Source organism: Burkholderia sp. BCC1993 (genome assembly GCF_905339865.1).
Taxonomy (GTDB): domain Bacteria; phylum Pseudomonadota; class Gammaproteobacteria; order Burkholderiales; family Burkholderiaceae; genus Burkholderia.
On sequence record NZ_CAJPGZ010000012.1, the window covers coordinates 240,707 to 265,932 of the forward strand.

At 67.0% G+C, this 25,226-nt stretch carries 27 protein-coding genes; 22 read left to right on the forward strand and 5 right to left on the reverse strand.

Annotated features, from left to right (window positions below):
- Positions 1 to 30: 30 nt before the first annotated feature.
- Complete coding sequence (gene trmL / locus U4Y91_RS21800; RefSeq protein ID WP_321806818.1) at positions 31 to 501, reverse strand: tRNA (uridine(34)/cytosine(34)/5-carboxymethylaminomethyluridine(34)-2'-O)-methyltransferase TrmL; 471 nt, start codon at positions 499 to 501, stop codon at positions 31 to 33.
- A gap of 111 nt (positions 502 to 612) precedes the next feature.
- Positions 613 to 1,425 carry a ComF family protein gene (locus U4Y91_RS21805; RefSeq protein WP_321806819.1) on the reverse strand — a complete coding sequence of 271 codons (813 nt, stop codon included), beginning with the start codon at positions 1,423 to 1,425 and terminating at the stop codon, positions 613 to 615.
- Positions 1,426 to 1,508: 83 nt separating this feature from the next.
- Between U4Y91_RS21805 and U4Y91_RS21810 the strand changes: the two genes are divergently transcribed.
- From U4Y91_RS21810 to U4Y91_RS21845, 8 genes are all read left to right on the forward strand, one after another.
- Positions 1,509 to 2,474, forward strand: a complete 966-nt coding sequence (locus U4Y91_RS21810; RefSeq protein WP_321806820.1) for a methyltransferase domain-containing protein — start codon at positions 1,509 to 1,511, stop codon at positions 2,472 to 2,474.
- Positions 2,475 to 2,669: 195 nt separating this feature from the next.
- The gene (locus tag U4Y91_RS21815; protein WP_321806871.1) at positions 2,670 to 3,191 is read left to right on the forward strand and encodes a DUF2244 domain-containing protein; all 522 of its coding nucleotides are present in this window, start codon (positions 2,670 to 2,672) and stop codon (positions 3,189 to 3,191) included.
- Between the two features lie 56 nt (positions 3,192 to 3,247).
- Positions 3,248 to 4,843: a cytochrome c oxidase subunit II gene (gene coxB, locus U4Y91_RS21820; RefSeq protein ID WP_321806821.1), complete on the forward strand. Its 1,596-nt coding sequence runs from the start codon at positions 3,248 to 3,250 to the stop codon at positions 4,841 to 4,843.
- A 43-nt stretch (positions 4,844 to 4,886) separates the two neighbouring features.
- Complete coding sequence (gene ctaD / locus U4Y91_RS21825) at positions 4,887 to 6,494, forward strand: cytochrome c oxidase subunit I (protein ID WP_044848217.1); 1,608 nt, start codon at positions 4,887 to 4,889, stop codon at positions 6,492 to 6,494.
- Between the two features lie 91 nt (positions 6,495 to 6,585).
- Positions 6,586 to 6,726 (forward strand): cytochrome oxidase small assembly protein, encoded by a 141-nt coding sequence (locus U4Y91_RS21830; RefSeq protein ID WP_006760728.1) that lies wholly within the window; start codon positions 6,586 to 6,588, stop codon positions 6,724 to 6,726.
- A gap of 37 nt (positions 6,727 to 6,763) precedes the next feature.
- Positions 6,764 to 7,372: a cytochrome c oxidase assembly protein gene (locus U4Y91_RS21835; protein ID WP_321806822.1), complete on the forward strand. Its 609-nt coding sequence runs from the start codon at positions 6,764 to 6,766 to the stop codon at positions 7,370 to 7,372.
- Between the two features lie 16 nt (positions 7,373 to 7,388).
- Entirely contained in the window at positions 7,389 to 7,589 is a 201-nt protein-coding gene (locus tag U4Y91_RS21840; protein ID WP_006760730.1) for a DUF2970 domain-containing protein, read from the forward strand.
- A gap of 138 nt (positions 7,590 to 7,727) precedes the next feature.
- Positions 7,728 to 8,585, forward strand: coding sequence for a cytochrome c oxidase subunit 3 (locus U4Y91_RS21845; protein WP_044848214.1), 858 nt, complete (start codon positions 7,728 to 7,730; stop codon positions 8,583 to 8,585).
- 195 nt (positions 8,586 to 8,780) lie between these two features.
- Here the strand turns inward: U4Y91_RS21845 and U4Y91_RS21850 are convergent, their stop codons facing one another.
- On the reverse strand, positions 8,781 to 8,990 hold the full coding sequence (locus U4Y91_RS21850) for a twin transmembrane helix small protein (protein WP_059599872.1): 210 nt from the start codon (positions 8,988 to 8,990) through the stop codon (positions 8,781 to 8,783).
- An 84-nt stretch (positions 8,991 to 9,074) separates the two neighbouring features.
- Between U4Y91_RS21850 and U4Y91_RS21855 the strand changes: the two genes are divergently transcribed.
- From U4Y91_RS21855 to U4Y91_RS21875, 5 genes are read left to right on the forward strand one after another with little or no spacing between them, the layout of a single operon-like run.
- Positions 9,075 to 9,785: an SURF1 family protein gene (locus tag U4Y91_RS21855; RefSeq protein WP_321806823.1), complete on the forward strand. Its 711-nt coding sequence runs from the start codon at positions 9,075 to 9,077 to the stop codon at positions 9,783 to 9,785.
- A gap of 60 nt (positions 9,786 to 9,845) precedes the next feature.
- Positions 9,846 to 10,472, forward strand: a complete 627-nt coding sequence (locus U4Y91_RS21860) for a cytochrome C oxidase subunit I (RefSeq protein WP_321806824.1) — start codon at positions 9,846 to 9,848, stop codon at positions 10,470 to 10,472.
- A 25-nt stretch (positions 10,473 to 10,497) separates the two neighbouring features.
- Positions 10,498 to 11,610, forward strand: coding sequence for a COX15/CtaA family protein (locus U4Y91_RS21865; RefSeq protein WP_321806825.1), 1,113 nt, complete (start codon positions 10,498 to 10,500; stop codon positions 11,608 to 11,610).
- Positions 11,611 to 11,618: 8 nt separating this feature from the next.
- Positions 11,619 to 12,521, forward strand: coding sequence for a heme o synthase (cyoE, locus tag U4Y91_RS21870; RefSeq protein ID WP_257773565.1), 903 nt, complete (start codon positions 11,619 to 11,621; stop codon positions 12,519 to 12,521).
- 18 nt (positions 12,522 to 12,539) lie between these two features.
- A complete protein-coding gene (locus tag U4Y91_RS21875; RefSeq protein ID WP_321806826.1) occupies positions 12,540 to 13,157 on the forward strand; it encodes an SCO family protein in 618 nt (205 codons plus the stop codon).
- Positions 13,158 to 13,316: 159 nt separating this feature from the next.
- Here the strand turns inward: U4Y91_RS21875 and U4Y91_RS21880 are convergent, their stop codons facing one another.
- Positions 13,317 to 13,607 (reverse strand): YciI family protein, encoded by a 291-nt coding sequence (locus U4Y91_RS21880; protein ID WP_044848209.1) that lies wholly within the window; start codon positions 13,605 to 13,607, stop codon positions 13,317 to 13,319.
- Positions 13,608 to 13,852: 245 nt separating this feature from the next.
- Between U4Y91_RS21880 and U4Y91_RS21885 the strand changes: the two genes are divergently transcribed.
- The 3 genes from U4Y91_RS21885 to U4Y91_RS21895 all read left to right on the forward strand — a co-directional run bounded on the left by U4Y91_RS21885 (position 13,853) and on the right by U4Y91_RS21895 (position 15,888).
- Complete coding sequence (locus tag U4Y91_RS21885; protein ID WP_321806827.1) at positions 13,853 to 14,668, forward strand: MetQ/NlpA family ABC transporter substrate-binding protein; 816 nt, start codon at positions 13,853 to 13,855, stop codon at positions 14,666 to 14,668.
- 438 nt (positions 14,669 to 15,106) lie between these two features.
- Positions 15,107 to 15,562: an STM2901 family protein gene (locus U4Y91_RS21890; protein ID WP_321806828.1), complete on the forward strand. Its 456-nt coding sequence runs from the start codon at positions 15,107 to 15,109 to the stop codon at positions 15,560 to 15,562.
- Positions 15,556 to 15,888 (forward strand): DUF1493 family protein, encoded by a 333-nt coding sequence (locus U4Y91_RS21895; RefSeq protein WP_321806829.1) that lies wholly within the window; start codon positions 15,556 to 15,558, stop codon positions 15,886 to 15,888. The genes U4Y91_RS21890 and U4Y91_RS21895 overlap by 7 nt, the downstream gene beginning before the upstream one ends.
- A 99-nt stretch (positions 15,889 to 15,987) precedes the next feature.
- Here U4Y91_RS21895 and U4Y91_RS21900 read toward each other — a convergent pair whose 3' ends face one another.
- Positions 15,988 to 16,296 (reverse strand): VF_A0006 family four-cysteine protein, encoded by a 309-nt coding sequence (locus tag U4Y91_RS21900; RefSeq protein ID WP_044848207.1) that lies wholly within the window; start codon positions 16,294 to 16,296, stop codon positions 15,988 to 15,990.
- A 293-nt stretch (positions 16,297 to 16,589) separates the two neighbouring features.
- Here U4Y91_RS21900 and imuA point away from each other — a divergent pair, with 293 nt between their 5' ends.
- The 6 genes from imuA to U4Y91_RS21930 all read left to right on the forward strand — a co-directional run bounded on the left by imuA (position 16,590) and on the right by U4Y91_RS21930 (position 25,214).
- Entirely contained in the window at positions 16,590 to 17,297 is a 708-nt protein-coding gene (gene imuA / locus U4Y91_RS21905) for a translesion DNA synthesis-associated protein ImuA (RefSeq protein ID WP_321806830.1), read from the forward strand.
- The gene (locus U4Y91_RS21910; protein WP_321806831.1) at positions 17,230 to 18,726 is read left to right on the forward strand and encodes a DNA polymerase Y family protein; all 1,497 of its coding nucleotides are present in this window, start codon (positions 17,230 to 17,232) and stop codon (positions 18,724 to 18,726) included. The genes imuA and U4Y91_RS21910 overlap by 68 nt, the downstream gene beginning before the upstream one ends.
- 6 nt (positions 18,727 to 18,732) lie before the next feature.
- Entirely contained in the window at positions 18,733 to 21,948 is a 3,216-nt protein-coding gene (locus tag U4Y91_RS21915) for an error-prone DNA polymerase (protein ID WP_321806832.1), read from the forward strand.
- 320 nt (positions 21,949 to 22,268) lie between these two features.
- A complete protein-coding gene (locus U4Y91_RS21920) occupies positions 22,269 to 23,003 on the forward strand; it encodes a GntR family transcriptional regulator (protein WP_321806833.1) in 735 nt (244 codons plus the stop codon).
- A 107-nt stretch (positions 23,004 to 23,110) separates the two neighbouring features.
- A complete protein-coding gene (nagA, locus tag U4Y91_RS21925) occupies positions 23,111 to 24,214 on the forward strand; it encodes an N-acetylglucosamine-6-phosphate deacetylase (RefSeq protein ID WP_044849197.1) in 1,104 nt (367 codons plus the stop codon).
- Positions 24,207 to 25,214 (forward strand): SIS domain-containing protein, encoded by a 1,008-nt coding sequence (locus tag U4Y91_RS21930; RefSeq protein WP_321806872.1) that lies wholly within the window; start codon positions 24,207 to 24,209, stop codon positions 25,212 to 25,214. Before nagA ends, U4Y91_RS21930 begins: the two co-directional genes overlap by 8 nt.
- Positions 25,215 to 25,226: the final 12 nt, after the last annotated feature.

A 25,226-nucleotide genomic window follows, 5' to 3' on the forward strand; every position in this document is an offset into this window, starting at 1 on the left:
CGGCCGCGCGGCGCGGGCCGGGCGGGCGCATCAGGCGCCGCCTTCGAAGCCGGCCTGGCGCCACGCCTCGAACACGACCACCGCCACCGTGTTCGACAGGTTCAGGCTGCGGTTGCCCGGCCGCATCGGCAGGCGCACGCGCTGTTCGTTCGGGAAGCGTTCGAGCACCTCGGCCGGCAGGCCGCGTGTTTCCGAGCCGAACACGAACCAGTCGCCCGGCACGAATGCATGGTCGTGGAAGCGGCCCGAACCACGGGTCGTGAACGCGAACATTCGCGCGGGATCGGGTGCTTCGGTCGCGACGAACGCGTCCCAGTCGCGGTGCACGCGCATTTCCGCGTACTCGTGATAGTCGAGGCCCGCGCGGCGCATCTTCGCGTCGTCGAGCGGAAAGCCGAGCGGCTCGATCAGGTGCAGGCGCGCGCCGGTGTTGGCGCAAAGGCGGATCACGTTGCCGGTGTTCGGCGGAATTTCGGGGGCGACGAGGACGACGTTGAACATGGTTGGGTCTGGCTGGGCCGGCCGGGGCGGAGCGGCGTGCACTCCGTCCCGGCCGGCCGGTTCGTGACGGCCGGCGCCGCGCGCGGGCGGCCGGCCGGCCTCTCTATCTAATTAATCCCTGGCGGTGCGCAGCGCAACCAGATTCGTCACGCGTGCGGCACCCGCCGCCTTCAATGCCTGCGCGGCCGCCGCGAGCGTCGCGCCGGACGTCATCACGTCGTCGACGAGTGCCACGTGGCGGCCGGTGAGGTCGCCCGCCACCGCGAACGCCGCGCGCACGTTGTCGCGCCGCGCGCGCCGGTCGAGCCGCGATTGCGGCGCGGTTTCGGCCACGCGTGCCAGCAGCGCCGCGTCGGCGCGCACGCCGAGCCGGCGCGCGAGCGGCCGCGCGATCGCCCACGCCTGGTTGTAGCCGCGCGCGACGAGCCGTCCGTGCGACAACGGCACCGGTGCGATCACGTCGAAGCCGCCGGTGGCGCGCAGCGCGTCCGTGTCGTCGATCCGCTGTGCGAGCCGGGCCGCGAATTCCGCGCCGAGCGCGAGCCGCGCATGAAACTTCAGGCCGCGCGCGAGCCCGTCGAGCGGGGCGCGGTAATCGGCGAGCGCGAGCGTCGCATCGAACGGCGGCGGCGTCGCGCGGCATGCTTCGCAACGGTACGCGGACGCGGAGCCGGCGCCGCCGTGCCGGCCGCGGGCTCCGCGCGGCCGCGGCCGCCCGACGCCCAGCGGCACCGCGCAGACGTCGCAGCGCAGCCGCGCTTCGTTCCAGTACGCGGCGTCGCAGGCGCTGCAAATCACCGGATGTGACAAATTGCCGCACAGCGCGCACCGATTCGGCAATGCGAGTGCGACGACGCGCACGGCCAGCGCGCGAACCTGCGACAAAACGACGCGCATCGGGCGCGGGGCGGAACTGCGATCCATCGCGAACACTCCTGGCGGCCCCGTCTCGATGAAGGCTGCGAGGCGAGCGAGTATACTTCGGGCTCTTCGCCAGTGTGCCCGACATGTCCCCAGCTTCGACTTCAACCGGCCGTCCGGCCAATGACGCCCGGCGTCTGCGGCGGATCTTCGATCGCCGCGCCGCCGCGTTCGACGCGGTCGCGTTCCTGCCGCGCGAGATCGCGCAGCGGATGAACGAGCGTCTCGAATACATCAAGGTGAGCCCCGCGGCCGTGCTCGACGCGGGCTGCGGCCCGGGTGAGGACCTGCCGGCGCTGCGCGCGCGCTTTCCCGAAGCCCCGGTGTTCGGCGTCGACCTGTCCGGCGCGATGCTCGCGCGGGCGGGCCAGCGCGAGGTCGAGCAGGCGAGCTGGCGCCGCTGGCTGCCCGCGTCGCTCGGCCGGGCGCTGGGCCAGCGCGGCCCGCGCGTCGCGCAGGCCGACTTCTCGGTGCTGCCGTTCGCGGCCGGCGCGTTCGACCTGATCTGGTCGAATCTCGCGCTGCACTGGCATTCGCGTCCCGATACGGTGTTCCCTGAATGGCAGCGCGTGCTGCGCGTGAACGGCCTGCTGATGTTCAGCACGCTCGGCCCCGACACGCTGCGCGAGCTGCGCGCGGCCTGCGCGGACGCCGAAGCGGCGCTCGGCATCGCACCGCCGGCCGCGCGCGTCGTCGATTTCGTCGACATGCACGACCTCGGCGACATGCTCGTCGAGAGCGGCTTCGAGATTCCGGTGATGGACCAGGAAGTGCTGACCGTCACGTACAAGACCCCCGATTCCCTGCTGGCCGACGTGCGCCGCTGGGGCGCCTATCCGTTCGACCGCGCGGTGCCGCAGCGTGCGGCGCGGCGCTTTCGCGCGGCGCTCGGCGACGCGCTGGAAGCGCGCCGGCGCGCGGACGGCACGATTGCCCTGACGTTCGAGGTGATCTACGGCCACGCATGGAAGGCCGTGCCGCGCACGACCGCCGAGGGGCACGGCATCGTGCGCATCGAAGATATCGGAAAGGGGCGTCCGAAGAATCGGTAAAGCGGTAAAGAGGGGTTTTGTTATGTCTGAAATTAGCGGCGCAAAGCGGGGTCGAATTGACGCCAAAAACGGCCGGGAAGCTTGTGGCGCTTGGCTCGCGGGCCGATAGCCGCTTGCTTGTGGATGCCATTGAACCCGCCTATAATGCGTCAGCTTGTCGTCCCGGGGTCCCCGCAATACGGGCCGACGAGTCCGATGCAGGCATGCATCGCATGCCATTCGCGTGAGGCGGCGATGGAAGCAGCAAGGGTGTCGGCGGAGACGAACGGTGAACCGGTCCTCGAAGACTGGCTCATGAAACGCAACTGTTCGGTGTCGCCGCGCCAGTTCGTGCTGTTTTACGCGTCGCTCGCGGGCTTCTCGCTGGTGATCGCGGCAGTGCTGATGTGGCGGGGGGCCTGGCTCGTCATGCCCTTCACAGGAATCGAATTGCTGGCGGTCGGCGTCGCGTTTGCGATCCATGCCCGTCATGCGGTCGATTACGAGCGCATCAGGCTGTTTCCGCACCGGCTCGTGATCGAGCGGATGGATGCGGAGCGGCTCACGCAGATCGAATTCAATCCGCGCTGGGTGCGGGTCGAGCCGGGTGTGACGCCACGCGATCCGATTCGACTGGTATCGCGCGGGCAGACCGTCGTAATCGGGCAGCATCTCGCGCAGCACAAGCGTGCGCAGTTCGCCGACGAACTGCGCGTGTCGCTCAGGCGCTGCGGCTGACGAGGCGCGGGCACCGGCCGGAACAGGCCGGCGTCTTGCGACGGGGGAGGGTTTGAATGGAAATTTTGGGTAAGGATGCTATGAAAACAATCAAGCGAGCCCTCACGGGCGTGCTGGCATGCAGCGGATTGCTCTTTGCCGGCGCTGCTCTGGCGGTCGGTGATAGCCCGGGCGGCCCCCGCGTCAACGAGATCAACTTTCAGCCGCCGGTCACGAAAATCGCCGAGGAGCTCTACGATCTCCACACGATGATGCTGATCCTGTGTACGGTGATCTTCGTCGGCGTGTTCGGCGTGATGTTCTATTCGATCTTCGCGCACCGCAAATCCAAAGGCCACAAGGCCGCCAATTTCCATGAAAGCACGACCGTCGAAATCATCTGGACGATCGTGCCGTTCATCATCGTCGTGCTGATGGCGCTGCCGGCCACGAAGGCCGTCGTCGCGATGAAGGACACGACCAACGCCGATCTCACGATCAAGGTCACCGGTTACCAGTGGAAATGGGGCTACGACTACGTGAAGGGTCCGGGCGAGGGCATCAGCTTCCTGTCGACGCTCAGCACCCCGCGTGACGAAGTGATGGGCAAGAAGCCGATCACCGAGACCTACCTGCAGGAAGTCGACAACCCGCTCGTCGTGCCGGTCAACAAGAAGATCCGCATCATCACGACCGCGAACGACGTCGTTCACTCGTGGTACGTGCCCGCGTTCGGCGTGAAGCAGGATGCGATCCCCGGCTTCGTGCGCGATACGTGGTTCAAGGCCGACAAGGTCGGCACGTTCCGCGGCTTCTGTACCGAACTGTGCGGCAAGGAACACGCGTTCATGCCGGTCGTGGTGGTTGTGCTGTCGGACGACGACTACGCGAAGTGGGTGAGCGCGCAGAAGGCCAAGCTGGCCAGCGCATCGGTCGATCCGAACAAGGTTTACACGATGGCCGAACTCGTCGCGCACGGCGAGGAAGTCTACAAGGCGAACTGCGCGGCCTGCCACCAGGTGAGCGGCAAGGGCCTCGGCGCCTTCCCGGCGATGGACGGCAGCCCGATCGTGAACGGCCCGATCGCCGGCCACGTCGAGCGCGTGCTGCACGGCAAGGGTGCCATGCCGTCGTGGGCGTCGCTGTCGGACCTCGACATCGCATCGGTCATCACGTACGAGCGCAACTCGTGGGGCAACCACAAGAACGACCTGCTGCAGCCGAAGCAAGTGACCGACGCGCGCAACGGCAAGATGCCGGAAGACGTGGCGGGCGCCGCGGCGCCGGCCGAAGCGGCCTCGGCACCGGCGCAAGCCGCGTCGGGTGCGGCCGAGCAACCGGCGGCAGCGCCGGCATCGGCGGCTGTGTCGACGATCTACTTCGAAACGGGCAAGAGCGTGCTGCCGGCCGACGCGAAGGCAGCGATCGCCGCAGCGGCCGACTATGCGAAGGCACATCCGGACGCGAAGCTCGCGCTGTCGGGTTTCACCGACAAGACGGGCTCGGCCGACGCGAACGCCGAACTCGCCAAGCATCGTGCACAGGCCGTGCGCGACGCACTGAAGGCAGCAGGCGTGGCGGAAGACCACATCATCATGAAAAAGCCGGAAACGATCACGGGCGGGGCTGACGCGAAGGAAGCCCGGCGGGTCGAGATCGGGCCGGCGGCTTGACGTGTCGCTGAGTTAGTCGACGTATTCGCATTAGGAGATTCTCATGTCTAGCATCGGGCACGACGTAGCCGCGGACCACGCGCACGACGACCACGCGCACGAAATGCCGCACGGCTGGCGTCGCTGGCTGTTCGCCACCAACCACAAGGACATCGGTACGCTGTACCTGCTGTTCTCGTTCATCATGTTCCTGTCGGGCGGCGTGATGGCGCTCGGCATCCGTGCCGAGCTGTTCGAGCCGGGCCTGCAGATCATGCGTCCGGAGTTCTTCAACGAACTCACGACGATGCACGGCCTGATCATGGTGTTCGGCGCGATCATGCCGGCGTTCGTCGGCTTCGCGAACTGGATGATTCCGCTGCAGATCGGCGCGTCCGACATGGCGTTCGCGCGGATGAACAACTTCAGCTTCTGGCTGCTGCCGGTCGCGGCCGTGCTGCTGGTCGGTTCGTTCTTCGCGCCGGGCGGCGCGACGGCTGCCGGCTGGACGCTGTACGCACCGCTGTCGACGCAGATGGGCCCGGGCATGGACTTCGCGATCTTCGCGGTCCACATCATGGGCGCGTCGTCGATCATGGGCGGGATCAACATCGTCGTGACGATCCTGAACATGCGCGCACCGGGCATGACGCTGATGAAGATGCCGATGTTCGCATGGACCTGGCTGATCACCGCGTACCTGCTGATCGCCGTGATGCCGGTTCTGGCAGGCGCGATCACGATGGTGCTGTTCGACCGCCACTTCGGCACGTCGTTCTTCAACGCGGCAGGCGGCGGCGACCCGGTGATGTACCAGCACATCTTCTGGTTCTTCGGCCACCCCGAGGTGTACATCATGATTCTGCCGGCGTTCGGGATCGTGTCGCAGGTGATCCCGGCGTTCGCACGCAAGACGCTGTTCGGCTATAGCTCGATGGTGTATGCGACGGCGTCGATCGCGATCCTGTCGTTCATGGTCTGGGCGCACCACATGTTCGCCACGGGCATGCCGGTCACCGGTCAGCTGTTCTTCATGTACGCGACGATGCTGATCGCGGTGCCGACGGGCGTGAAGGTGTTCAACTGGCTCGCGACGATGTGGCGCGGCTCGATGACGTTCGAAACCCCGATGCTGTTCGCGATCGGCTTCCTGTTCGTGTTCACGTTCGGCGGCCTGACGGGCCTGATGCTGGCGATGGCGCCGCTCGACATCCAGTACCACGGCACCTACTTCGTGGTGGCGCACTTCCACTACGTGCTGGTGGCCGGGTCGCTGTTCGCGCTGTTCTCGGGCTGGTACTACTGGGCGCCGAAGTGGACGGGCTGGATGTACAACGAGACGCGCGGCAAGATCCACTTCTGGTCGTCGATGATCTTCTTCAACCTGACGTTCTTCCCGATGCACTTCGTCGGTCTCGCGGGCATGCCGCGCCGCTATGCGGACTACCCGGCGCAGTTCACGGACTTCAACCAGGTGGCGACGATCGGCGCATTCGGCTTCGGCCTCGCGCAGGTGTACTTCCTGTTCGCGGTCGCGCTGCCGGCCTACCGTGGCGGCGGCGACCTGGAAAAGGCGTCGGACAAGCCGTGGGATGGCGCGACGGGCCTCGAGTGGACGGTGCCGAGCCCGGCTCCCTTCCACACGTTCGAGCAACCGCCGCACGTCGAATAAGTTTCACCCGGCGTTCCGCCGCTGCCTGCCGCGCAGGCAGGCGCGGCGGGCGCCGAATCGATGTATCAGCGAAGTTTCAGCGAAGTTTCAGATGAACCGGAATCCACAAGAAAGACGAACGCCCGAGCAGATTCGCGCGGGCAACAAGCGGCTCGGCCTCATCCTGCTCGTCATCGCCGCCGTTTTTTTTGTGGGTGTCGTGATCAAGCAGTGGTGGCTGTCCACTCACTGATACGCAGTAACTGACGCAGTAGCGAGGAAGTCGTCGTATGTCGAAGCCGGAAGAGGGCGCCGTCGATCGCGCATTCAATCGTTCGATGCTGGTGAAGCTCTTCGTCGTGGCCGGACTGATGTTCGGCTTCGGCTTCGCGCTGATTCCGATGTATCGCGCGATCTGCCAGATCACCGGCATCAACAACCTGGTGCAGCGCGATGTCAGCGAACGCGAGGTGAAGAACTCGCAGGTCGACACGAGCCGCACGGTGTCGGTCGAGTTCGATGCGAATGCGCGCGGCCCGCTCGGTTTCAAGCCGGAGCACAACAGCCTCGACGTGCATCCGGGCGAACTGACGACGATCGTGTACGACGTGACCAACGGGCAGGGCCGGCCGGTGGTGGCGCAGGCGATTCCGAGCTACGCGCCGAAGCAGGCGACGGAGTTCTTCAAGAAGATCGAGTGCTTTTGCTTCACGCAGCAGACGCTGGCCGCGAACGAGTCGCGCAAGATGCAGGTGGTGTTCGTGATCGATCCGAAGCTGCCGAAGGACGTGAAGACGATCACGCTGTCGTACACGTTCTTCGAGCTGAACACGCCGGCCGCGCCGGTGCCGGCACCGCGCAAGACGGCGGCGCAGGGCGCGGCGAAGCCGGACGCATGACGACGGAGACGGGGCAGTGACAGAGACCAAGCGGAGCGGGTCGTTCGGCCAGGCGTTGCGAGCGGTGTTGTGGTCGTTCTTCGGGGTGCGCAAGCGGCGCGACCTGGAGGCCGACGCGACGCAGCTCAATCCGCTGCACGTGCTGATCGTCGCGTTGATCGCGGCCGGTGTGTTCATCGGCGTGCTGATCCTGATCGTGCGTGCGGTCGTGGGTTGAGGCTCGCGGCCACGAAAGAATGCAGTGCGTAGCGCCCGGGCGCTGCGTGCGGGAAAGAGCGGCGGCGGTCGCGCCGTGCAAGAAATAAAGCCGGAGCGGTTTCCGGTACACAAATTGGACTGAAGTGGAGAATCAAGCATGAGCGGTCAAAACCAGACCCCGTACTATTTCGTGCCGCATCCGTCGCAGCATCCGATCAGCGCGGCCTGCGGCCTGCTGGTCATGCTCGCGTCGGTGGCGCTGTGGATCAACGGTCACGACTGGGCTCCGTACACGGCGCTGCTTGGCCTGCTGTGGTTGCTCTTCACGCTGTACCACTGGTTCGGCGATTCGATCGCCGAATCGGAAGGCGGTCATTACGGCAAGAACGTCGACAAGTCGTACCGCTGGAGCATGAGCTGGTTCATCTTCTCCGAAGTCATGTTCTTCGGCGCATTCTTCGGCGCGCTGTTCTACGCGCGTGAAATCGCGCTGCACCAGCTCGGCAGCCTCGACTACAAGCTGATCTGGCCGGATTTCTCCGCCGTGTGGCCGAACGAAGGCCCGGCCGCGCTCGCCGGTCACTTCAAGACGATGGGCCCGTGGCCGATCCCGACGCTGAACACGGCGCTGCTGCTGTCGTCGGGCGCGACGCTGACGGTGTCGCACCACGCGCTGCGCGACAATCATCGCAACAAGGCGATCGCGTGGCTGGCCGCGACGCTCGTGCTCGGCGTCTGCTTCCTGTTCACGCAGGGCTTCGAGTACTACCACGCGTACAACGAACTGAACCTGACGCTGAACTCGGGCGTGTACGGCTCGACGTTCTTCCTGCTGACGGGCTTCCACGGCTTCCACGTGTTCCTCGGCGGCACGATGCTCGCGGTGGTGCTGGTGCGGATGATCCGCGGCCACTTCAAGCCTGATCACCACTTCGCATTCGAAGGCGCCGCGTGGTACTGGCACTTCGTCGACGTCGTCTGGCTCGGCCTGTACGTCGTCGTCTACTGGCTGTAAATGCAACAACGGCCCGCGCAGCGATGCGCGGGCCGTTTTCATTGGCGGGGACGGGGCAGCGGCCGGCTGCTTGCGCTCAACGCCAATCCGGCGCCGCCGCGACTCAGTCAGGCGGCGCTTTTGCTTGGTAGCGCCGCTGTGCGGCGAAATGTCACAGCGGTCACGGCGGTCACGGCGGCCGGCGCGGTGAAGGCATCAACGCCCGATCGGCAGGCCGGTCGAATGGATCCAGCCCATCCAGTTCGCGAACAGGATGAACAGGAACAGCGAGACCGACAGCCCGACGCGGGTGGCAAGCGACCACACCATGCGTTTCGTATGGCCGCGGTCTTGCATCATGAAGTAGAGCGCCGAGCCCATGCTGGCGACGATGAGGACGAAGGCGATGGGAACGAGGATGTGCATGACACGAACCGGACGACGGCAATTCGAAAGGAAGAGGATAATTATCGCACTTCGCTTTCGCGAATGCGCCTCGCGGGTGGCCCGATGAAGATCCGCTGGCTGCCTGCGCTGCTGATTCTCGTCGTCGTCGCGGTCACGATTCGCCTCGGGTTCTGGCAGCGCGACCGCGCGCACCAGAAGGAAGCGCTGCAGGCGAACGTCGTGCGTTACGAGCATGCGGCGCCGGTCGACGTCGGCGCGCAGCTGATTCCGCTCGCGTCGATCGAGTTCCACCGCGTGCGGGCGAAGGGCCGCTTCCTGCCGGAGCAGGCGGTGTTCCTCGACAATCGGCCGTATAACGACCAGCCGGGTTTTTACGTCGTGATGCCGTTTAAACTCACGGGCGGCGGCGTCGTGCTGGTGAACCGCGGCTGGCTGCCGCGCAACATCGCCGATCGCACGGCGATCGAGCCGTTCCCGACGCCCGGCGGCGAGATCGAGATCGAAGGCATCGCGCGCGCCGACGCGTCGCGCGCGTTCGAGCTCGGCGAAGGCGGCTCGGCCGCGCACCAGAAGATCCGGCAGAACCTGGACGTCGCCGCGTATGCGAAGGAAACGGGGCTGCCGCTGCAGCCGTTCGTGATCCAGCAGACGAGCGACGACGGCGACAAGCTCGTGCGCGACTGGCCGGCGGCGACGACCGGCGTCGAGCGCAATTACGGTTACATGTTTCAGTGGTGGGCCATGGCAGCGGCCGCGCTCGGTTTCGGCCTGTACGCCGCGCGGCGTGCGGCGAAGAAGTCGGCCGGCGCGTGAGCGCCATGGCAGGACGCGGCGCATGCTCCGCGGGTTCGTTTCGAGAGGTCTGATTTGTCCATGCAATCTTCCCGTCAGGGTCCGGCCGCTGCGCCGATCTCGCCCGCGGCCCGCAAGCGCGGCCGCTGGATGCTCGTGCTGCTGGGTCTCGTGTGCGCGGCGCCGATCATCGCGTCGTACTTCACCTATTACGTGATCAAGCCGAAGGGCGGCTCGACCAACTACGGCACGCTGATCGAGCCGCAGCGGCCGATTCCAGCCGACCTGCAGGTCACCGACGAAACCGGCAAGACGGTGCCGCTGTCGTCGCTGCGCGGCGTGTGGCTGTTCGTGATGACCGACCGCAGCGCGTGCGACGATGCATGCGCGCAAAAGCTCTACTTCATGCGCCAGATCCGCGTCACGCAGGCGGGCGAGCGGCACCGGATCACGATGGTGTGGCTGCGCAGCGATGCGAGCGCGATTCCGCCGAAGGTGCTGGAAGCCTATCCGGACACGCGCCGGCTGGTCGCCGATCCGGCCGCGGTGGCTGCATGGCTGCCGGCCGACGCCGGCACGAAGGACAGCGACCACCTCTACTTGATCGATCCGAACGGCAACCTGATGATGCGTTTCCCGAAAGACCCGAATCCCAGCAAGATCAAGTCGGACGTGACCAAGCTGCTGAAGTGGTCGAGCATCGGCTAAGGCGAGACGACGAGGCAACCATTCGATGTCGTATCTACTGCAACTCGGCCTGATCGGCCTCTGCATCGCGCTGCTGCCGATGTCGTACGTGTGGGTGAAGGCCGACGACAACAAGTTCCGCAAGCTGGTGTGGATCACCACGTTCCTGACCCTCGACCTGGTGATGTTCGGCGGCTTCACGCGGCTGACCGATTCGGGCCTCGGCTGCCCCGACTGGCCCGGCTGCTACGGCACGTCGTCGCCGTTCATCGCGCACGCCGCGATCACGGCCGCGCACCAGGCGATGCCGACCGGCCCCGTCAGCATGACGAAGGCGTGGATCGAGATGATCCACCGCTATTTCGCGATGGCGATCGGCGTGCTGATCATCGCGCAGGTCGTGATCGCCTGGTCGGCGCGGCTGCGCCGCCGCCCGCTGCACGTGTCGCCGTGGTGGCCGACGAGCCTCTTGCTGCTGATCGTCGTGCAGGGCGTGTTCGGCGCGTGGACGGTCACGATGAAGCTGCAGCCGGTGATCGTCACGACCCACCTGCTGCTCGGCCTCATGCTGCTCGGCACGCTCGGCTGGCTCGCGGCGCGGCAGACGCCGCTGCCGTCGCATGACCCGGAGGCCGGCCGCTACCGTGCGGCCGCGCTCGCGGCGCTGGTGCTGCTGGTCGTGCAGATCGCGCTCGGCGGCTGGGTGAGCACCAACTACGCGGTGCTCGCGTGTACCGACTTCCCGACCTGCAACGGTCAGTGGATGCCGCCGATGAACTTCGGCCAGGGCTTCCATCTGTGGCGCGCGCTCGGCATGACGAAGGACGGCGACGCGATCACGCAGGACGCGCTGGTCGCGATCCACTGGACCCACCGCACGTTCGCGTTCGTCGTCGTCGCATACCTGGCCGCGTTCGCGCTGAAGATGCGCCGCTTCGAGTCGCTGCGCCGGCCCGCGAACGGCGTGCTGCTGGTGGTTCTGCTGCAGTTCCTGACGGGCCTGACCAACATCGTGCTGCAGTGGCCGCTGCCGGTCGCCGTCGCGCACAACGGCGGTGCCGCGATCCTGCTGCTGCTCGTCGTCATGTTAAACTTTCGCATCCTTTCAAGCCGCCCCGGCCGTGTCGTGCAGCCCGCGCGCGACGCCGCCCCGGCGTGACCGTCCCCATGCAAAGCACCCTTTCCCAATCGCCCGGTAGCCGGTTCTCGCAGTACATGGCGCTGACGAAGCCGCGTGTCACGCAGCTCGCGGTGTTCTGCGCGGTGATCGGCATGTTTCTCGCGACGCCGGGCATGGTGCCGTGGCATGTGCTGATCGGCGGCACGGTCGGCATCTGGCTGCTGGCCGGCGCCGCGTTCGCGATCAACTGCCTCGTCGAGCAGAAGATCGACGCGATGATGCGCCGTACCGCGTGGCGTCCGTCCGCGCGCGGCGAGATCACGACTCCGCAGATCCTGCTGTTCTCGGCCGTGCTCGGCAGCGTCGGCGCATGGACGCTCTATACCTTCACGAACCCGCTGACGATGTGGCTGACGATCGCGACGTTCGTCGGCTACGCGGTGATCTACACGCTGCTGCTCAAGCCGATGACGCCGCAGAACATCGTGATCGGCGGCGCATCGGGCGCGATGCCGCCGGCGCTTGGCTGGGCCGCGGTCACCGGCGCGGTGCCCGGCGACGCGTGGATCCTCGTGCTGATCATCTTCGTGTGGACGCCGCCGCATTTCTGGGTGCTGGCGCTCTATCGCCGCAAGGACTACGAAAACGCGGGCCTGCCGATGCTGCCCGTCACGCACGGCGAGAAGTTCACGCGGCTGCACATCCTGCTGTACACGGTGATCCTGTTCGCGGTCACGCTGATGCCGTTCATCTCCGGGATGAGCGGCGCCGTCTACCTGGTGAGCGCCGTGCTGCTCGGCGCGGTGTTCCTCGCGTATGCGTGGAAGATCCACCGCGACTACTCGGACGAACTCGCCCGCAAGGCTTTCCGTTACTCGATCGTCTACCTGTCGCTGCTGTTCGCCGCGCTGCTGGTCGATCACTATGCGCGCCCGCTGCTCGGCGTGTAACCGCACGGTTTGAACGCAATGCTCCATTCATGGTTCGGGCGCCGCGCGCGTCAAGGCTTGATGCTCGCGTGCGCATTCGCGGCAGCCACGCTGCTCGCCGGCTGCGACAACGCGCCGAAATTCCAGAATCTCGACATCACCGGCAACACGCAGTTCGGCAGCGATTTCTCGCTGCCGGATACGGCGGGCAAGGTGCGCACGCTCGGCGACTTCAAGGGCCGGGCGGTCGTGATGTTCTTCGGCTATACGCACTGCCCGGACGTATGCCCGACGACGATGGCCGAACTGTCCGAAGCGCTGAAGCAGCTCGGCCCCGATGCGGCGAAGCGCGTGCAGGTGCTGTTCGTCACCATCGATCCGGAGCGCGACACGCCCGCGCTGCTCGGCCAGTACGTGCCCGCGTTCGATCCGTCGTTCATCGGGCTGCGGCCGGCCGACGAGGCGCAGCTCAAGAAGGTTACAAAGGATTTCCGCGTGTACTACGCGAAGGTGCCCGGCAAGACGCCCGGCAGCTACACGATGGATCACACCGCCGCGAGTTACGTGTTCGATCGCGACGGCAAGCTGCGCCTGTTCGTGCGCGACGGCCAGGGCCCGGGCCCGTGGGCCCACGACCTGAAGCTGCTGGTCGACTGAGCGGCGTACGCCGCAGGTTCGCCCGGGCGCTCGCCCGGCGCAATGCGTGACGGCCGCGACGCGCCGTCACGCATTCCTCCTTCTTTCCCTCGATCTGCATGCGCCGCCTCGCGGGGCGGCATGCGTGTGCACATTCGCGCGCTGGCACGCTGGCGCGCGTTACGGCAGCGCCGGCACGTTGAAGCCCTGCGCGGCACGCGTGATCCGGAATTCCGTCACGCGATACGTCGCGAGCCCTTCGGTCACGAACGGATCGGTTTCGAGGATCGCGTCCAGTTCGTCGCGGTCGATGCGGGCCGCGAGGATCACGCCGCCTTCGCGCGGCACCTTCGGCCCCGCCGCGATGAAGATGCCGCGCTCGAACAGCGGCTGCAGATACGCGCGGTGGCGTTCGAGTGCATCGTCGATGCGCTCGAGCGATGCGTTGTAGTGGATGTCGATGACGTACATGGATGGCCCTGGAATTGTCGCCGGCGCGTGGTGTGCCGGTCGGCCGGTCTTTTTAGCACAGCGGCCGTTCCGTGTCGTGGCGGCCGTCGTCGCGCATCGTCCGCCAGCACGGCCGCGGTGCATACCCATATGAGCGGGATGTATTTCACTTCCGGCCGATCCTGTGACACCATTTGCCCCTTCCTGCGAGTCCGGGGATACCCGTATCGCGCCCCATTTTCAGTTAGCAAGAAAGCGAGAAACAGATGAAGCGTCGCAGTCTCCTGAAGGTATTTTCCGTGCTGGCCACCGGTGCCGCGCTGACGCTGTCGGCGGGCGCGCACGCCGAAGACAAGATCATCAAGGTCGGCACGGTGGCCGGCCCGGATGCGGAAGTGTGGCAGGTCGTGCAGAAGGTCGCGAAGGAGAAGGAAGGCCTGAACGTGAAGGTCATCGAGTTCAACGACTACGTGCAGCCGAACGCGGCGCTCGACTCGGGCGACCTCGACGCGAACAGCTTCCAGCACCAGCCGTACCTCGACAGCCAGGTGAAACAGCGCGGCTACAAGATCGTCAGCGCGGGCCTGACCTACATCTCGCCGATCGGCGTGTACTCGAAGAAGTTCAAGGCGCTGAAGGACCTGCCGCAAGGCGCGAAGCTCGCGGTGCCGAACGATCCGTCGAACGAGAACCGCGCGCTGCTGCTGCTGCAGACGCAAGGCGTGATCAAGCTGAAGGCCGGCGCCGGCACGGGCGGCAATAACGCGACGGTGCTCGACATCGCCGAGAACCCGAAGAAGCTGAAGATCTCCGAGCTCGACGCCGCGCAGCTGCCGCGCGTGCTGTCGGACGTCGACGCCGCCGTGATCAACACGAACTACGCGCTCGCCGCGAACCTGCAGCCGACCAAGGATGCGATCGCGCTCGAATCGCTGACGAGCCCGTACGCGAACCTGATCGCCGTGCGCGCGAAGGACAAGGATCAGCCGTGGGTGAAGAAGCTGGTCAAGGCGTACCAGTCGGCGGAAGTGCGGGAATTCATCAAGAAGCAGTTCAAGGGCTCGATGGTCGCGTCGTTCTGAACGCGATCGATTGACCGAACGAAGGCCTGCATGTGTGCAGGCCTTTTTTGTTTGTGCGGTGAGGGATGTTCTATTGACGCTGCGCAGGCGCCGCCTCGCTGGCTTTAATGTGCCCGAGATTCGCCAGCGCAGGGAAGATCACACAACGCAATTGCATGCGTACTCGCCGGTAAACGCCGTCTGGTAACGGTCTGTTACGTTGCCATCGAGCCGGTGCGTCGCTGCTCGAATGCGGAACCGGTATGCCTTTTCTCGAGCCGGCATCCCGCTGTGCCCCGTCATTGCTCACGTCGAGCCGCGTGACAAAAGTTTCGCGGGATATTCCACCGTCGTTGCATAGAGAGCGGCCGGAAAATCGGCAGGAATTTGTCCGCGCGGTAGCCGTATGTCTTCGTTAGACTGAAAAACAGTTCTGAAAATCACACGCGAGGATATTGAATGGGGGCGGCCGAAAAGGTGGGCGGCGTTTACTATTATTATGGAATGGACAATCTGACTGCCGGGGAATTGTTCTTCTGGATAATGGTCGACGAATCCATGAATCAGTTGGGTGTCGACGATGCGGTGTCGATTGGCATGATTCTGCTTGGCAAAAACAATTTATCGACCCGTGTGAAACCCGGCGGAGCAATAAAAGGGACTTCGCGTGCAAGCCAGTTTTCGAGAAGGGTTTTTCAGAAGGCGCAGTTTCCGTTTGGTCTTAAGTTGCCCACCCTGGTGGGCGGGCCGGTGAGGGATCTGAAAGTCAGGATGGTGAGGAACATCGGCACTTTTGTGGGAAGAACGATACCCGTCGCAGGCTGGGTAATTCTCGCGAGTGACATTTGTATTATCGCTCACAAGGCAGCTAATCATTACAATAGGGTCGCGAGGGAGGGTGACAGGTTATGGTAGGCATTGAGGGTGAGGTGGTTGACTTCGTGAAGAAGAGGATTGGCTTCTCCATGTTGTCGAGGAGTGTGGATATAACCGAAAATACCGATCTGGACGTTGACCTGGGCTTTGATGCTGCTGAAGTCGAAGAGGTGATGAAGGAGTATTCGGAGGAGTTTGGTGTCGATATGAGTGGCTTCGACATTAAAAAATATTACCCCGAAGAGGACTCTTCATTTCTTGACTTGATCAATCCGTTCAAGAAAAGAGTCGTTCATCATGTCCCTGACCTGAACGTCCGAATGTTGATTGCATCGGCCAAGGCTGGGCACTGGCTCTACAGCTGACTGCTCACCGGTTTGCATTTGTCTGTGTCCGGGCGGTGGCATCGCGCCGACTCCTTTAGAGGCGCGGCAGGTCCAGCGTCGGCCGGCACGCGCTGCCCCTCACATCTCGCCGCGCCGCGAGCAGATCGCCATGATCTGCTGGATCGCGTAGTTGTCGCGCACGCCCGGCAGCGACTGCACGACGCACTCGTGGAAGCGCCGCTCGCGCGGCAGCAGCATCGCGTTGTTGCGGTACAGCGCGTCGCACGAGCGCTGGATCAGCTGCGCGGCCACGCCGTTGCGGCTCTCGCGCAGCGCGCCCAGCATGCAGTCGTCGTATTGCGCGTAGCCGTCGGTCAGCGCGAATGCCGCACCCGGCAGCGCCAGCGCGACGGCCGCGCATGCGATCGCCCGGATCCCCCGTTTCATGCGCCCTCCGATGGTGTGGATTGGGTCGGCGGACAGCATAACGTAAAGCGGCAAGGGCGGCTGGCGCATTGCGCCGGGATCGGCGCGCCGGCGTCGCTTCGGAGCCGAGATTGCGGCGGGCGGTCGTTCCGCCGACACACGCCAGCCACGCCCGGGGCGGCGCGCCGTCATATGACGGGGGCGCCGGCTTTTCCTGCGCTTTTCCTCTGACGAAAAAGCCGGTTTCGTACCAGTACTGTGCGACATGAGCGCATTGCCATATACTGTATATCCATACAGTTGTGGGTGGCGTCATGCTCGCATCCTCCATTTCTCCCGAATCCCTCCATCCATCGCTCTGGCGCGGCTCGCAGCTCGCGCGCGGCGGTTCGCGCACGATCGACACGGGTTTCGCGTCGCTGTCCGCCGAGCTGCCGGGCGGCGGCTGGCCGGTCGGCGGGCTCGTCGAACTGCTGGCCGCGCAGCCGGGCTGCGGCGAGATGCGGCTGCTCGCGCCGGCGCTCGCGCGCACCGTCAGCGCGCGGCGGCCGCTCGCGCTCGTCGCGCCGCCGCAGTCGCCGCATGCGACCGCGCTGGCCGCGCTCGGCGTGCCGGCCGACGCGCTGCTGTGGCTGCGCGCCGGCAGCCGCACCGATGCGTTGTGGGCCGCCGAGCAGGCGCTCAGGACAGGCTGCTGCGGTGCGCTGCTGCTCTGGCAGGACGCGCGGCCCGATGCGCTGCGCCGCCTGCATCTCGCGGCCGCGCGCACCGGCGACACGCTGTTCGTGATGCTGCGCCCGCTGTCGGCGGCCAAACAGCCGTCGCCGGCTGTGCTGCGCGTCGCGCTGCATCCGGTGCCGGGCGGCGTGTCGCTCGACATCGTCAAGCGTCGCGGGCCCGCGCACGGCGAGCCGCTCGCGCTCGATTTGCCGTCGCCCATCGTGGAGAGCCGCTATGCGCGTCTTGCTCGGCATCCATCTGCCGCGCCTGCCGCTCGACGTGTGCGCCCCGCCGCCGTCTGACGGCGTGGCGGACGACGCAGACGACGCAGGCTGCGCGGTGCTCGAGCAGGGTGTCGTGCTGATTGCCGACGCGCCCGCGCGCCGGCAGGGCGTGCGCGCGGGCATGAAGCGCGGCGGCGTGCTGACGCTTTCGCCCGACACGCGGCTCGTCGAACGCGATCCCGCCCGCGAGGCCGATGCGCTGCGCGCGGTCGCGCTCGCGTTGCTGCGCTTCTCGCCGTGCGTCGCGCTCGACGACGAAGCGACGCTGATCGTCGACGTCGGCCCGAGCCTGCGCCTGTTCGGCGGCCTGCCGTCGCTGTGCCGCCAGGTGCGCGCGACGCTCGCGGCGCTCGGCTATGCGGCGCGCCTGTCCGCCGCGCCGACCGGGCGCGGCGCGTGGCTGCTCGCGCGCACGTCGGCGCGTGCGCGCATCCGGCGCCGCGTGGCCGGGCCGACTTCGCTCGTTCGTACGCTCGATCGTTTGCCGTGCGTGCTGCTGCCCGATGCGCGCCCGTATGCCGGCTGGTTCGACGGCCTCGGCTGCCGCACGCTCGCCGATCTGCGCCGCCTGCCGCGCGCGGGGCTGCAACGGCGCTGCGGTCCCGCGCTGCTGGCCGCGCTCGATCGTGCGTACGGCGATGCGGTCGAACCGCTCGCGTGGATGGCGGTGCCGCCCGTGTTCGACGTGCGGCTCGAATTGCCGGAGCGCGTCGAATACGCGGAAGCCGTGCTGTTCGCCGCGCGGCGGCTCGTCGTGCAGCTCTGCGGGTGGCTGGCCGCGCGGCAGCTGTCGCTGGCCGCGATGACGTTCGAGCTCGAGCACGAGCGCGGCCGCCAGGCCGTGCCGCCGACGCCGCTCGAACTCGCGTTCGCCGCGCCCGTGCGCGACGAGACGCACTTCATGCGGCTGCTCGGCGAGCGGCTCGCGCGCGTCGAATTGCCGGCCGCGGTGATCGCGGTGCGGCTGAAGGCCACGCGCGTCGAATCGGTCGCACCGCCGGCCGACGATCTCTTCCCCGAGCCGGGCGGCACGCGCGAGACGCGCGCACGGCTGTTCGAACTGCTGGTCGCGCGGCTTGGCGCGGAGAACGTGCTGCGCGCGGCGCCGGTGGCCGACTATCGGCCCGAGGCCGCGAACCGCTGGCTGCCGCTCGATGCGCCGGCGGGCAAGCCGGCCGGTGGGCCGCCGGCCGTGCCGCCGCGCCCCGCGTGGTTGCTGGCCGAACCGTTGCCGCTGCTGATGCGCGGGGAGCGGCCGGTATTTCATACGCCGCTCCGGATCATGTCGTCGACGGAGCGGATCGAGGCCGGGTGGTTCGATGGTCAGCTCGCTGCACGCGATTACCACGTCGCGCAGGACGAAGAGGGCGCGTGCTATTGGGTGTTCAGGGAGCGAGCGGGGAGCGAGGCCGAACCGCACTGGTTCCTGCACGGCCTGTTCGGGTGAGCGGCGATGGTTGCGGAATTCGGTTTGCTGCCTGATTACGCGGAGTTGTTCTGCCGCTCGAACTTCTCGTTTCTGCATGGCGCGTCGCATGCGGAAGAACTCGTCGAGCGCGCGGTGGAACTCGGCTATCGCGGGATCGCGATCACCGACGAATGCTCGCTCGCCGGCGCGCCGCGCATGCATGTCGCGGCGAAGGCGAAAGGGCTGCCGCTCGTCATCGGTTCGTATTTCGACGTCACGCCGGATGAAGTCGCACCGGGCCACGATCCGGGCCCCGGTGCGTTCGGACTCGTATTGCTGGCGCAGAACCGCGAAGGCTACGGCAACCTGTCCGAGCTGATTTCATGGCGGCGGATGGAGGCGCCGAAGGGAACCTACCGGCTGACGTCGAGAATGTTGTCGAGGCCGCCCGAGGCTTTCGCTCATCTGCGCGGCATGCCCGACTGTTTCGCGATTCTCGTGCCCGCGTATCCGGTGCGTGCGGAGGTGCTCGATGCGCAGGTCGCATGGTTTCGCGCGACCTTCGGCGAGCGTGCGCGGCTCGGGCTGGTGCAGTTGCAGCGCGCGCTGGACGGCCCGCAGCGCGACGAGATTCGGGACGCAGGCGAGCGGCGCGACGTACCTGTCGTCGCGCTCGGCGACGTGACGATGCATCGGCGCTCATGCAAGCCGCTGCAGGACGTGATGACGGCGATCCGCGTCGGGATGCCGGTGTCGGAATGCGGCTATGCGCTCGCGCCGAATGCGGAGCAGCATCTGCGTGCGCGCGGGCGGATTGCGAAGCTGTTTGCGCCGGACGAAATCGCGGAGACCTGCGCGATTCTCGATGCATGCCATTTCGAACTCGACTCGCTGCGCTACGAGTATCCGGACGAGATCGTGCCTGAAGGTCATACGCCGACGAGCTATCTGAAACAGGAAACCCTGGCGGGCGGGCGCCGTCGCTATGCCGGGGAGCCGCCGGCTCATGTCATGGAGCGGATCGGCTACGAGTTGACGCTGATCGCGAAGCTGAGCTACGAACCGTTCTTCCTGACGGTGTACGACATCGTCAAGTTCGCACGTAGCCAGAACATCCTGTGCCAGGGCCGCGGCTCTGCGGCGAACTCGGTCGTCTGCTATTGCCTCGGCATCACCGAGGTCGATCCCGACCAGAGCACGATGCTGTTCGAGCGCTTCATCAGCGAGAAACGGGGCGAGCCGCCCGATATCGACGTCGACTTCGAGCATCAGCGCCGGGAAGAAGTCATTCAGCATATCTACGAAAAATACGGCAAGCATCGCGCCGCGCTCGCGGCTGCGGTCTCGACGTATCGCCCGCGCGGCGTGCTGAGGGAAATCGGCAAGGCGCTCGGCGTCGATCCGATGCTGGTCGACCGCGTCGCGAAGGGACATCGCTGGTTCGACGGCAGCCGCGACCTGCTGCAGCAATTCGCGTCGACCGGGCTCGATCCGGCCACGCCGATCATTCGCGCATGGGCTGAACTCGCGGGGCGCTTGCTCAACTTTCCGCGTCACCTGTCGCAGCATTCGGGCGGCTTCGTGATCAGCCGCGGCAAGCTCACGCGGCTCGTGCCGGTAGAAAACGCGGCGATGGACGGGCGGCGCGTCATTCAGTGGGACAAGGATGATCTCGAATCGCTCAAGCTGATGAAGGTCGACGTGCTCGCGCTCGGCATGCTGTCGGCGCTGCATCGCGCGTTCGACATGCGCACCGCATGGCGCGGGCCGGAGCAGGACGGCGAGCCGTTCACGCTGAAGCATATTCCGCAGGATGACGAAGCAACTTACGACATGATCTGCCGCGCCGATACGGTCGGCGTGTTCCAGATCGAATCGCGTGCGCAGATGTCGATGCTGCCGCGGCTGAAGCCGCGCAACTACTACGACCTCGTCGTCCAGGTGTCGATCGTGCGGCCCGGGCCGATCCAGGGCGGCGCCGTGCATCCGTATCTGAAGCGGCGCAGGATCGTGGCCGGCGAAGAGGAGGGGGAAGTCACCTATCCGAGCGAGGCGCTCAAGGAAGTGCTCGTTCGCACGCTCGGCGTGCCGATCTTCCAGGAGCAGGTGATGCAGATCGCGATGGTCGCGGCCGGATTCACGCCAGGCGAGGCCGACCAGTTGCGTCGCGCGATGGCGGCGTGGAAGCGCAGGGGCGATCTCGGCCCGTATCACGACAAGATCGTCGACGGGATGCTCGAGCGCGGCTACACGCGCGAATTCGCCGAGCAGATCTTCGAGCAGATCAAGGGCTTCGGCGAATACGGCTTCCCCGAGAGCCACGCGGCCAGCTTCGCGAAACTCGCGTACGCGAGCAGCTGGCTCAAATGTCACGAACCCGCGATCTTCGTCGCGTCGCTGCTGAACAGCCAGCCGATGGGGTTCTACGCGCCCGCGCAGCTCGTGCAGGACGCGAAGCGCCACGGCGTGAAGGTGTTTCCGGCCGACGTCACGCGAAGCGGCTGGGAAGCGTCGCTCGAAGCGCTGCCCGGCCAGCCGCCGCCGCACGGCCAGCCCGCGGTGCGGCTCGGCCTGTCGCTCGTGCGCGGTCTCGGCGAGGCCGCCGCGCGGCGCATCGAGGCCGCGCGCGCGGCCGGCCCGTTCGAGAACGTCGACGCGCTCGCGCGCCGCGCGCAACTCGAACGGCGCGATCTCGAAGCGCTCGCCGCCGCGAACGCGCTCGCGACGCTCGCCGGCCATCGCCGCGATGCACTATGGCAAGCCGTCGCCGCAGCCCCCGAACGTGACCTGCTCGCCGCCGCGCCGATCGACGAAACGGAGCAGCCCGTGCTCGGCGCGCCGTCGGAAGCCGACGACATCCTCGCCGACTATCACACCACCGGCCTCACGCTGAACCGCCACCCGGTCGCGCTGCTGCGGCCCGCGTTGCGCGCGCAGCGGCTGTCGTCCGCGGCCGAGTTGCGCGACCGTCCCGACGGCCGGCTCGCGCGTGCGTGCGGGCTCGTGATCGCGCGGCAGATGCCGGGCACCGCAAAGGGCGTGATGTTCATGACGCTCGAGGACGAGACGGGCTGCGTGAACGTGATCGTGCGGCCCGAACTGCTCGCGCGGCAGCGCCGCGAAACGCTCGATTCGCGGCTGCTCGCGGCGTCGGGCGTGTGGCAGGTCGTCAGCGACGTGCGGCACCTCGTCGCGCAGCATTTCGAGGACCTGACGCCGCTGCTCGGCGGCCTGCGCACGTCGAGCCGCGAGTTCCACTGACGCGGCGAGCCGGCACGCCGCCCGCCCGCTGCCGCCGGATGCATACCAGTCGACCGAACTGGTTCTATATAGGTATCGTTTTCAGCGCTCCAAACCCGACAAATCCGGCACCGGAACGGTCCCCTCGCATACCACTTCGGGTAAATCCCTATCCTGCATCGCGTTGTAAACAAAGGCTTTCCCGCTACTAAAACGCTTGCCGGGCAAGGCTTCCGGCGATTTTCACCTCTCTAATACCAGTTCGTTGATTGGTATTATGGTGGTTATATAATGCGTTCACTTTCGACGGTCCGAGATCGTCGTCCGACACCCGGAGGCACATGGAAACCGGCTGGTCCGAACTGGCGCCCGATCCTCTCGACGACACGCCGCTGTATCTGCAGCTCGCCCGCAACCTGGCGCGCGCGATTCACGCCGACGCGTGGCGCGCCGGCGAGGCGCTGCCGTCGGAGCGGCTGCTGTCGGGATCGGTCGGCGTGTCGCGGATCACGGCCCGCCGTGCGCTCGCGCTGCTGGTGGAGCAGGGGCTGATCAAGCGGGCGCGCGGGGCGGGCAGCTTCATCACGCCGCGCGTCGCCGATCCGCTGTCGCGTCTCGTCGGCTTCACCGCGAAGATGCAGCAGCGCGGTTTCGTGCCCGATTCGGTGTGGCTGTCGCGCACGCTGCGCGCCGCGCGCCGCGACGAGATCACGCGTCTCGGCCTCGCGCCGGGCGCGACGGTCGCGCGGCTGGAGCGGTTGCGCCGCGCGGACGGCATCGTGATGGCCGTCGAGCATTCGACGCTGCCGGCCGCGGTGGTGCCGGATCCGCAGGCACTCGGCGCGTCTCTGTACGAATACCTCGACGCGCGCGGGATGACCGTCGTGCGCGCGCTGCAGCACTTTCGCGCGTCGAACGCGACGCACGACATCGCGAAGTGGATGGCGGTGAAGCCGGGCTCGGCCCTGCTCGTGATCACGCGCATCGGCTACGGCGCCGACCAGCGCGCGATCGAAGTGACCGAAACGTATTGCCGCGACGACTATTACGACTTCGTCGCCGAACTGAAACGCTGACGCGCGAGACTGCCCGCGCGCCACGCGCAACGAAGCGAAACGAATCGCAACGCATTTGCAAATCGCGACGCGGATGTCCGCGTCACCAGATCATCAAGAGAAACGTCATGCTGACTGGAAACATCCTCACCCCCGACGGCTGGATTCACGGCTCGCTCGACAGCGAGAACGGCCGCATCACCACGCTCGACGGCACGCCCGCCGATCCCGCGAAGAACGACGCGCCGTACATCCTGCCCGGCTTCATCGACCTGCACGTGCACGGCGGCGGCGGCGCCGACGTGATGGAAGGCGGCGACGCGATCGAGACGATCGCGCGCACACACGCGCAGTTCGGCACGACGAGCCTGCTCGCGACGACGATGACCGCGCCGCGCGACGAACTGATGCAGGTCGTCGCGAACCTCGGCACCGTCGCCCGCACCCGCACGCAGGGTGGCGCGCGCGTGCTCGGCGTGCACCTCGAAGGGCCGTACATCAACCCCGGCAAGCTCGGCGCGCAGCCGGACGCGGCCGTGTCGGCCGTGCTCGACGAAGTGCTGAAGTACCTGTCGATCGCGCCGATCCGCGTCGTCACGCTCGCGCCGGAGATCGCCGGCCACATCGAGATCATCGGCGAGATGGCCGCGCGCGGCGTGCGCGTGCAGCTCGGCCACTCGCTCGCGACCTACGACGACGCCGTCGCCGCGCTCAAGCACGGCGCATGCGGCTTCACGCACCTGTTCAACGCGATGTCGCCGCTGCATCACCGCAACCCGGGCCTCGTCGGCGCCGCGCTCGCGCACGCCGAATACGCGGAAATCATCCCCGACCTGCTGCACGTGCATCCGGGCGCGATTCGCGCGGCGCTGCGCGCGATCCCGCGCCTGTACGTCGTGACCGACAGCACGTCGGCCACCGGCATGCCCGACGGCGAATACCGGCTCGGCAGCCAGCACGTGACCAAGTGCCTCGGCGGCGTGCGGCTCGCCGACGGCACGCTCGCCGGCTCCACGCTGACGATGGACCAGGCGCTGCGCAACCTCGTGTCGCTCGGCCTGCCGATCGCCGACGTGTCGAACCGGATGTCGCGCTATGCGGCCGACTACCTCGGCGTCACCGATCGCGGCCGCCTCGAGCGCGGCGCATGGGCCGACCTCGTCGTGTTCGATCGCGACCTGAACCTCACCGCGACCTACGTCGAAGGAGAATCGATTGTCGAATATGCTTAAGGAAGCGCGCGAGTCCGCCCAGGTCGTCGCCGCGCAACTCGCCGACACCACGCGCGTCGAAGCGCTCGCCGGTCAACTGCTCGATCACCCGCCGGCCGTCGCGCTGACGGTCGCGCGCGGCAGCTCGGATCACGCCGCCAGCTATTTCGCCAGCCTGACGATGAGCCGCCTCGGTGTGCCCGTCGCGTCGCTGCCGATGTCGGTCGCGACGCTGCAGCAGGCGCCGCTGAAGGTGCAGGACCAGCTCGCCCTCGCATTCTCCCAGTCGGGCAAGAGTCCCGATCTCGTCAACACGATGGCCGCGCTGCGCGAAGCCGGCGCGCGTACCGTCGCCGCCGTCAACGTGCTGCCGTCGCCGCTCGCCGACGCGTGCGAGCACCAGCTGCCGCTCCTGGCCGGCCCCGAACTGTCGGTCGCCGCGACCAAGAGCTACATCGCGATGCTGTCGCTGTCCGCGCAGATCGTCGCGTACTGGCAGCGCGACGCCGCGCTGATGACGGCATTGCGCGGCCTGCCCGACGTGCTCGCGCAGGCCGGCCGGCTCGACTGGTCGCCGGCCGTCGCCGCGCTCGCGGGCGTCGAGCGGATGATCGTGATCGGCCGCGGCCTGGGCCTCGCGATCGCGCAGGAAGCCGCGCTGAAGCTGAAGGAAACCTCCGGCATCCAGGCCGAGGCATTCTCGAGCGCCGAAGTCCGTCACGGCCCGATGGAGCTGATCGACCGCGACTATCCGCTGCTCGTGTTCGCGCCGCCGGGGCCCGAGCAGGCCGGGCTGCTGCAGCTCGCGCAGGACATGCGCGCACGCGGCGCGGCCGTGTTGCTCGCGGCGCCCGCCGGCACGCCCGGCGCGACCTTGCCGCTCGCGCAGTCCGCCCATTCGGCGCTCGACCCGATCGCCGCCATTCTTTCGTTCTACGTGATGGCGGCGGATCTCGCCGTCGCGCGCGGCCGCAATCCCGACACGCCGCGCCACCTGAACAAAGTCACCGAAACGCACTGATAGCCGAGACCG

What these genes read in the sequence shown, in the direction of transcription:
- U4Y91_RS21920 (WP_321806833.1), top strand. Translation starts at nt 22,269, where the DNA reads ATGGAAACCGGCTGGTCCGAACTGGCGCCCGATCCTCTCGACGACACG.
- U4Y91_RS21805 (WP_321806819.1), bottom strand. Translation starts at nt 1,425, where the DNA reads ATGGATCGCAGTTCCGCCCCGCGCCCGATGCGCGTCGTTTTGTCGCAG.
- imuA (WP_321806830.1), top strand. Translation starts at nt 16,590, where the DNA reads ATGCTCGCATCCTCCATTTCTCCCGAATCCCTCCATCCATCGCTCTGG.
- U4Y91_RS21895 (WP_321806829.1), top strand. Translation starts at nt 15,556, where the DNA reads ATGGTAGGCATTGAGGGTGAGGTGGTTGACTTCGTGAAGAAGAGGATT.
- U4Y91_RS21910 (WP_321806831.1), top strand. Translation starts at nt 17,230, where the DNA reads ATGCGCGTCTTGCTCGGCATCCATCTGCCGCGCCTGCCGCTCGACGTG.
- U4Y91_RS21900 (WP_044848207.1), bottom strand. Translation starts at nt 16,296, where the DNA reads ATGAAACGGGGGATCCGGGCGATCGCATGCGCGGCCGTCGCGCTGGCG.
- U4Y91_RS21835 (WP_321806822.1), top strand. Translation starts at nt 6,764, where the DNA reads ATGTCGAAGCCGGAAGAGGGCGCCGTCGATCGCGCATTCAATCGTTCG.
- trmL (WP_321806818.1), bottom strand. Translation starts at nt 501, where the DNA reads ATGTTCAACGTCGTCCTCGTCGCCCCCGAAATTCCGCCGAACACCGGC.
- U4Y91_RS21930 (WP_321806872.1), top strand. Translation starts at nt 24,207, where the DNA reads ATGCTTAAGGAAGCGCGCGAGTCCGCCCAGGTCGTCGCCGCGCAACTC.
- U4Y91_RS21860 (WP_321806824.1), top strand. Translation starts at nt 9,846, where the DNA reads ATGCAATCTTCCCGTCAGGGTCCGGCCGCTGCGCCGATCTCGCCCGCG.
- U4Y91_RS21810 (WP_321806820.1), top strand. Translation starts at nt 1,509, where the DNA reads ATGTCCCCAGCTTCGACTTCAACCGGCCGTCCGGCCAATGACGCCCGG.
- U4Y91_RS21815 (WP_321806871.1), top strand. Translation starts at nt 2,670, where the DNA reads ATGCAGGCATGCATCGCATGCCATTCGCGTGAGGCGGCGATGGAAGCA.
- U4Y91_RS21915 (WP_321806832.1), top strand. Translation starts at nt 18,733, where the DNA reads ATGGTTGCGGAATTCGGTTTGCTGCCTGATTACGCGGAGTTGTTCTGC.
- U4Y91_RS21850 (WP_059599872.1), bottom strand. Translation starts at nt 8,990, where the DNA reads ATGCACATCCTCGTTCCCATCGCCTTCGTCCTCATCGTCGCCAGCATG.
- U4Y91_RS21890 (WP_321806828.1), top strand. Translation starts at nt 15,107, where the DNA reads ATGGGGGCGGCCGAAAAGGTGGGCGGCGTTTACTATTATTATGGAATG.
- U4Y91_RS21885 (WP_321806827.1), top strand. Translation starts at nt 13,853, where the DNA reads ATGAAGCGTCGCAGTCTCCTGAAGGTATTTTCCGTGCTGGCCACCGGT.
- U4Y91_RS21830 (WP_006760728.1), top strand. Translation starts at nt 6,586, where the DNA reads ATGAACCGGAATCCACAAGAAAGACGAACGCCCGAGCAGATTCGCGCG.
- U4Y91_RS21875 (WP_321806826.1), top strand. Translation starts at nt 12,540, where the DNA reads ATGCTCCATTCATGGTTCGGGCGCCGCGCGCGTCAAGGCTTGATGCTC.
- nagA (WP_044849197.1), top strand. Translation starts at nt 23,111, where the DNA reads ATGCTGACTGGAAACATCCTCACCCCCGACGGCTGGATTCACGGCTCG.
- coxB (WP_321806821.1), top strand. Translation starts at nt 3,248, where the DNA reads ATGGAAATTTTGGGTAAGGATGCTATGAAAACAATCAAGCGAGCCCTC.
- cyoE (WP_257773565.1), top strand. Translation starts at nt 11,619, where the DNA reads ATGCAAAGCACCCTTTCCCAATCGCCCGGTAGCCGGTTCTCGCAGTAC.
- U4Y91_RS21880 (WP_044848209.1), bottom strand. Translation starts at nt 13,607, where the DNA reads ATGTACGTCATCGACATCCACTACAACGCATCGCTCGAGCGCATCGAC.
- U4Y91_RS21855 (WP_321806823.1), top strand. Translation starts at nt 9,075, where the DNA reads ATGAAGATCCGCTGGCTGCCTGCGCTGCTGATTCTCGTCGTCGTCGCG.
- ctaD (WP_044848217.1), top strand. Translation starts at nt 4,887, where the DNA reads ATGTCTAGCATCGGGCACGACGTAGCCGCGGACCACGCGCACGACGAC.
- U4Y91_RS21865 (WP_321806825.1), top strand. Translation starts at nt 10,498, where the DNA reads ATGTCGTATCTACTGCAACTCGGCCTGATCGGCCTCTGCATCGCGCTG.
- U4Y91_RS21845 (WP_044848214.1), top strand. Translation starts at nt 7,728, where the DNA reads ATGAGCGGTCAAAACCAGACCCCGTACTATTTCGTGCCGCATCCGTCG.